Genomic DNA, 6230 nt, shown 5'->3' with positions numbered 1-6230 from the left:
CACCTGATCACCCGCTACACCGACCGCACCGGCCGGGGCATGAACCTCGCATGGCAGGGCGAAGGCCCCGATGCGCGCGCCGTGCATGAATGGGCTGACGACGGCAGCTTCGAGGTACGTCTGGAGTGGGACTCGAACATTCGCCTCACCTACGTCACCGACGCGCACGGGCAGGAAACCTGGTACTACTGCGACATCCTCGGCTACACCTACCGCATCATCCACCCGGACAAACGCTCCGAGTGGTTCTTCCGCGACGATGCCAAGAACGTCATCCGCCATGTCCACACCGATGGCAGCGAAGACCGTTACGCCTACGACGAGGTCGGCAACCTGCTCGAACACATCCGGGCCGATGGCACGGTGGTGCACTACGCGTGGGATACGAAGAACCAGCTCATCAAGATCAGCGATGCCGAGGGTGGGCTCTGGCTGCGCGACTACGACACGCGTGGCCGCCTGACCGATAGCGTTGACCCGCTCGGCAACAAGACCGAGTACGCCTACAACCCGATGGGCCTGCCGATCGGCATCACCGACGCCAGCGGCAAGATCAAGCAGCTCGAGTACAACGCCAGCGGCCAGCTCACGCACTACATCGACTGTTCGGGCAAGGCCAGCCAATGGGCCTACGACGAGCGCGGCCAGCTCGTGCAGTTCACCGATGCGGCGGGCAACGTCACCCGCTACCGCTACGAGGCCGGCCAGCTCGCCGTCATCCGCCACCCCGACAACAGCGAAGAACACTTCGAGCGCGATGCCGAAGGGCGTTTGCTGACCCACGTCGATGCCCTGGGGCGGCGTACCGAATGGGACTACACCGAGGCCGGGCTGCTCGCCAGCCGGGTGGACGCGGCCGGCCAGACCCTGCGCTACCAGTGGGACAAGCTCGGCCAGCTCACCGCGCTGCGCAACGAGAACGGCCGCGACGCCGAGTTCCAATACGACCCGGTCGGTCGCCTGCTGGCCGAAACCGGCTTCGACGGCACGACCACGCGCTACGAGTACGAGGAAGAAACCGGCAAGCTGGCGCTGGCCATCGACGGCCAGCGCATCACCGCGTACACCTTCGACGCCATGGGCCGTCTTGCAGAACGCCGCGCGGCGCTGCAAACCGGCGAGACGCCGCCGCGTGAGCAGGACTGGCAGGTGGAACGCTTCGCGTATGACCTCAACGGCAACCTGGCGCTGGCGACCAACGCCGACAGCCGACTGCAATGGTTCCACGACGCGGCCGGCAACCTGGTACGCGAGCACCAGCATTACCGCAGCCTAGGCAAGCCGCTGGTGGCGGTATGGCAGCACGAATACGACGCGCTCAACCAGCGCATCGCCACCGTGCGCCCGGACGGGCACCGCGTGAGCTGGCTCACCTACGGCAGCGGCCACCTGCTGGCCCTGCAACTGGACGAGCGCGAACTGGTCAGCTACGAGCGCGACGACCTGCACCGCGAGGTGGCGCGCCTGCAAGGCAACCGCCTGCTACAGACGCAGCAGTGGGATGCACTCGGCCGCCTGAGTGAACAGGTGCTCGCTCACGAGGCCAAGGGCCCGCCCGGGCAAACCGCTGGCGGCAGCCGCCTGCTGGTGCGCCGCTACCGCTACGACGCCAGCGGCCAGCTCACCGACATCAACGACACGCGTCGCGGCCAACTGGCCTACCGCTACGATCCGGTGAGCCGGCTGCTGGAGGCACAAAGCCGCCTGAGCCACGAAACCTTCGCGTTCGACCCGGCCAGCAACCTGATCGATCCGGCCGAACAGCGCGAGGCCGAGCGCCAGCGCATGCCGCGCATCAAGGCGCTGGACAACCTGCTCAAGCAATACGCCGGCACCCACTACCAGTACGACGCATGGGGCAACCTCAGCAAGCGCTGGCACCAGGGCAAGGAGAGCCGCTACACCTGGGACCTGTTCGACCGGCTCACGCATTACGAAGACGAGCGCCTGCAGGCGGACTACAGCTACGACGCCCTCGGCCGGCGACTGACGAAATACAGCAAGGCCCATTACGAGGAACGCCGCGAGGCAGGGCCGCACTGGAACCGCGCCGAGCGGGTGAGGCGCAACCGCGAGTTGCAATGCGGCTTCACGCTGTACGGCTGGGACGGCGACACGCTGGCGTGGGAAAGCAAGATCGCCGACGAAGATGGCTTCGGCGCGCGCACCACGCACTACGTCTATGAGCCGGGCAGTTTCGTGCCGGTGGCGCAGGCCGTGCGGCAGGACGCCATCCTTCTGCTCGACCAGCCGGACTACGGCGACTACTACCGGCAGGACGAAGACCCGCTGTGGATGCCACCACCACCCGCGCCGCCGATCAACAGCCTGGCGTGGTACCAGTGCGACCACCTGGGCACGCCGAAGGAGTTGACGGACGAACAGAGCGAGATCGCCTGGAGCGCGGAGTATCGTGCCTGGGGCGCGGTCAAGGAGGTCATTCGCAAGGCATCCGGTGGGCGCGTGGAAGTGCATAACCCGATCCGGTTCCAGGGGCAGTACCATGACCACGAGACGGGGCTGCACTACAACCGGTATCGGTACTATGATCCGAACAGTGGCCGGTTCATCAGTAAAGACCCGATCGGGCTGGTTGGTGGGATTAACGTCTTCCAGTACGCGCCGAACCCGGTTGGCTGGATTGATCCACTTGGCTTGCAGAAGAAGCGGCCTCGTGTGCCTCCGCACATCTCACAACAAAAACAAGCGGGACACGTCTTAGGTGAGCCACAGTATGATAATCGCGTAAAACAAGGTAAGGCGACATCATGTTTTTGTGATTGGAATGATGCAGTTCAATATACGGATGATGCTTGGAATCAAGGAATCCCTGTTCCCGGACGTCCAAATGTTCGAGATCACGATTTTAAGAAGCCGGTAGGATTTGGCCCTAACGGAGGTACTCAAACTTCAGTGCGTGTTCACCAAGACAATGCAGGGAAAATTCATGGACATCCCAAAGGACCAGAAGCCCCCTAAATCCAACTTCGATTGGGAGAGGTTTTTGCGATATGTGATTGAGGCTTATGGTAGCTTTGAGCGCCCTGAGTACTTCTTTTCTCGTCGGTGGTTTGAGGAGCAGAAGTATCCAGAAATGCTGAATTTTATAAAAGAGAATTATCAATTTTCGGAAGACACGGAGCCTAATACCGATGTCAGCTATTCCTTTGTTATCAAGAAAGGGAAAGAAAAGGCTGTTATGCAAGTATCTTTCGTCGGCCCGTATTTTTATCTGTCGAAAGTTCTGCCAGACGGCAGTCCATCGTTGCCGGAAGAAGATTTGCCCTCAAGAGATTTCAGATTTTCTATGCTTAAATATATGCGCGAGGCAGGATTCATCTTTACGCCTCACGCTGCTTTGAGCAAGAAAATTCTATTTGGCGGTGAGGATGTGAGCGTATATTCAATTCTTTACTGTTACGAGGATGAACCCTCGTGGGTGGCATAAGAAGGCTCGTGTGCGGAAGGAGTGAGGCCGTTCTACGAATGGAGACGTTCGCCTTCGACCGGCCTGTTAGCACTGGCTCACGTGAACCCGTAATGGTACGTGTACGGCGTGTGACCCGATCGACACTTGCCAACCGTCGCGCGAAGTTGAATTGCCTTGATACACAAGGCTCAACGGCGTGTCGTTCACCGCGCAATACCACTATGACGCGAAATGCAATCTGCGTCGCAGCAGGAGATTGCGACGGCTGAACGGTGAGAGGTCGAGGGTAGCGGCAAGTAGACGGGGCTGCACTACAACCGCAACCGTTACTATGATCCGGGCAGCGGGCGGTTCATCAGCAAGGATCCGATCGGGCTGCAAGGTGGCTTGAACGCGTATCAGTATGCGCCCAACCCGACGCTGTGGATCGATCCGCTTGGCCTATCGGGCACAGACGTATATCGTGCAATGAAGACGGGAAGCGATGGACTTCCTGTCGCTGAACCGACGGCACGTGGGCTTGGTGCACGCCCGGGTGTAGATATTCCAGTTGATTCTAATGGGATGGTTCATCCGGACACGGGCGGCATTTCGGTTGCGCCAGAGTCGGCACGCAACCTTCCGCCTCATAGGCGTCCCGAAAATCTAGGTGGAACCGGGAAGGATTGTGCTTGCGTGCTGAACACAGCCGACCTCCCGAAAAGCCTGAAGTACGTGCGGGATAGCGCTAAGCATTGGACCGGCCAGCCTTTCGTAGACATCTTCGAGCCATAATTTATGGCAACCGAGGAGGTCAGGATGAGCGGCAAGCGGTACACGGATGAGTTCAAGATCGAGGCAGTCAAACAGGTAACCGAACGGGGTCATTCGGTGGCGGATGTGGCGCAGCGGCTGGGCATCACGACCCACAGCCTTTACGCCTGGAAATTGAAGTTCGGCAGGCCCGACGTCGTGCGGCAAGCGGAGCTGGATCAGAGCGCCGAGGTTCGGCGACTGAAGGCCGAGCTCAAACGCGTGACCGAGGAGCGCGACATTCTAAAAAAGCCGCCGCGTACTTTGCAAAGGGATAGCGGCAAGGTACGCGTTCATGCGAGCCCATCTCGGCGAGTTCCGCCTGTACTCGATGTGCCGGGTCCTTGGCGTGCATCGTAGCGGCTATTACGTCTGACAGCGGCAGACAGTCGGGGCCCGCAAGCGTGAGGATGAGCGATTGCTCGGTCTGATCAAGCATGCGTGGCTGGCCAGCGGCGGCGTCTATGGCTACCGCAAGGTCACGATGGATTGCGTGAATCGGGCGAAACGTGCAGCCGTCACCGCGTCCATCGCCTCATGAGAGGCGAAGGTCTGCGGGCAGAAGTGGGCTATGGCAGCAAGCCCCGCTATCGGGGTGGTCCGGTCGGCGTAATCGCCAACGTCTTAAACCGTGAGTTCGCGCCAACCGCACCGAACCGGGTCTGGGTAACGGACATCACGTACATCCGGACCTACGAGGGCTGGCTGTATCTGGCGGCTGTTATGGATCTGTACTCGCGCCAGATCGTCGGTTGGGCTACGCGCTCGACGATGACCAGCGATCTGGTTTTACAGGCGCTGTTGGCTGCGGTTTGGAAACGCAAACCGGGACCCGGTGTCATGGTGCATTCCGACCAGGGCAGTCAATTCACGAGCGATGACTGGCAGTCATTCCTGAAGGCACACCATATGGTGCCAAGCATGAGTCGGCGCGGTAATTGCCACGACAATGCCGTGGCCGAGAGCTTCTTCAGTGCCCTAAAGAAGGAGCGAATCAAGCGGCGCATCTATCCGAGTCGGGCGACCGCGACCTCGGACTTGTTCGATTACATCGAAATATTTTATAACCCGGTTCGTCGGCATGGTTCCGCCGGCGATCTTTCACCGATTGAGTTCGAGCGGCGCTACGCGTTAAACGGCTCGTGAGTGTCTATGAAACTCTGGCCGGTCCAACCAGCTGTTCGAGGGAGGCCACACGGATCATGAGCTACGAATATAGATTGGTGTTTGACGACACTACTTCAGCGCAGCATGTCATGGACTCATTGAAGTCGAGTGACGCATGCGTCAAAGCGCGGGCACTGGAAGTTTGTCTGAAGGATCGGGAGCTACAGACATTGGCTGAATATGATGCTAGGTTGACTCAAGAGAGCGATCGATCGCTATGGCTGGAAGTTAATTTTAGATCGCTGAATTTATGCAATCTGGTGCAAGGAGCGTTGAGCGGCAGGGTTGTTAGATGTTTCGAAGATGGGGATTTGGACGATGAAGTAACGCTGAAGGAAGCGTTTCGCATCAAGACAAACAACTAGACAACAAGGGCCGCGTGAGCGGCCCTTGTTGTTGGTGCGATGAGTTGAAGCTCGTCGTTCAGGTGGCGGCGATGGTGAGCTTGCCGTGTTGGACGTGAACGCGGAGTTTCTGTCCGGCATGGAAACCTACGTCGTGTGTCAGCCAGCGGCCTGAGATCTTGAGCCAGAGGAACAGCGGCTCGCAGCTCTCGTCATAGATGGCTCTCATTCCGTAACGACCGATGTCGCGCTTGCGCTGCATCGTGATGAAGCGTTCCGTGACGGGTGGACGTGCTTTAAGATTGGCGTCAGCCATGATCAACTCCTGGAGTGAGTTGGTGGTGGTCAGCGGGCCGTGGGTGCTGGAACACTCGCGGTCCGCGCTCTTTACTGCTCTGTTACCGGAGGTATCCGGAATTCCGTGTGTGAGGCGGGGTTGAGATTCAGACTCCAATGTTGAATCGTTCCGGGTAAAGCAGTGCGAACTGCGTCATGGC

At 59.5% G+C, this 6230-nt stretch carries 4 protein-coding genes and 2 pseudogenes; 5 read left to right on the top strand and 1 reads right to left on the bottom strand.

What is annotated here, in order from left to right:
* The 5 genes and pseudogenes from ABIC51_RS40715 to ABIC51_RS40695 all read left to right on the top strand — a co-directional run.
* On the top strand, positions 1-2979 hold a 2979-nt coding region (locus ABIC51_RS40715; protein WP_354007105.1), incomplete at its 5' end, for an RHS repeat-associated core domain-containing protein.
* A complete protein-coding gene (locus tag ABIC51_RS40710; protein WP_146255118.1) occupies positions 2948-3448 on the top strand; it encodes a hypothetical protein in 501 nt (166 codons plus the stop codon). The genes ABIC51_RS40715 and ABIC51_RS40710, both read left to right, overlap by 32 nt.
* A 282-nt stretch (positions 3449-3730) precedes the next feature.
* Positions 3731-3878 (top strand): annotated as a pseudogene (locus ABIC51_RS40970) (RHS repeat-associated core domain-containing protein); the annotation flags it as partial.
* A 350-nt stretch (positions 3879-4228) separates the two neighbouring features.
* Positions 4229-5368: pseudogene (locus ABIC51_RS40700) on the top strand (IS3 family transposase).
* A gap of 56 nt (positions 5369-5424) precedes the next feature.
* A complete protein-coding gene (locus ABIC51_RS40695) occupies positions 5425-5754 on the top strand; it encodes a hypothetical protein (protein WP_175861827.1) in 330 nt (109 codons plus the stop codon).
* Positions 5755-5812: 58 nt separating this feature from the next.
* Here ABIC51_RS40695 and ABIC51_RS40690 read toward each other — a convergent pair whose 3' ends face one another.
* Positions 5813-6049 carry a SymE family type I addiction module toxin gene (locus ABIC51_RS40690; RefSeq protein WP_354007104.1) on the bottom strand — a complete coding sequence of 79 codons (237 nt, stop codon included), beginning with the start codon at positions 6047-6049 and terminating at the stop codon, positions 5813-5815.
* Between the last annotated feature and the right edge of the window lie 181 nt (positions 6050-6230).

Origin of the sequence: Burkholderia sp. 572 (assembly GCF_040545135.1) — a bacterium.
GTDB lineage: Bacteria > Pseudomonadota > Gammaproteobacteria > Burkholderiales > Burkholderiaceae > Burkholderia > Burkholderia cepacia.
This window is presented reverse-complemented; position numbering and strand designations above follow the sequence as displayed.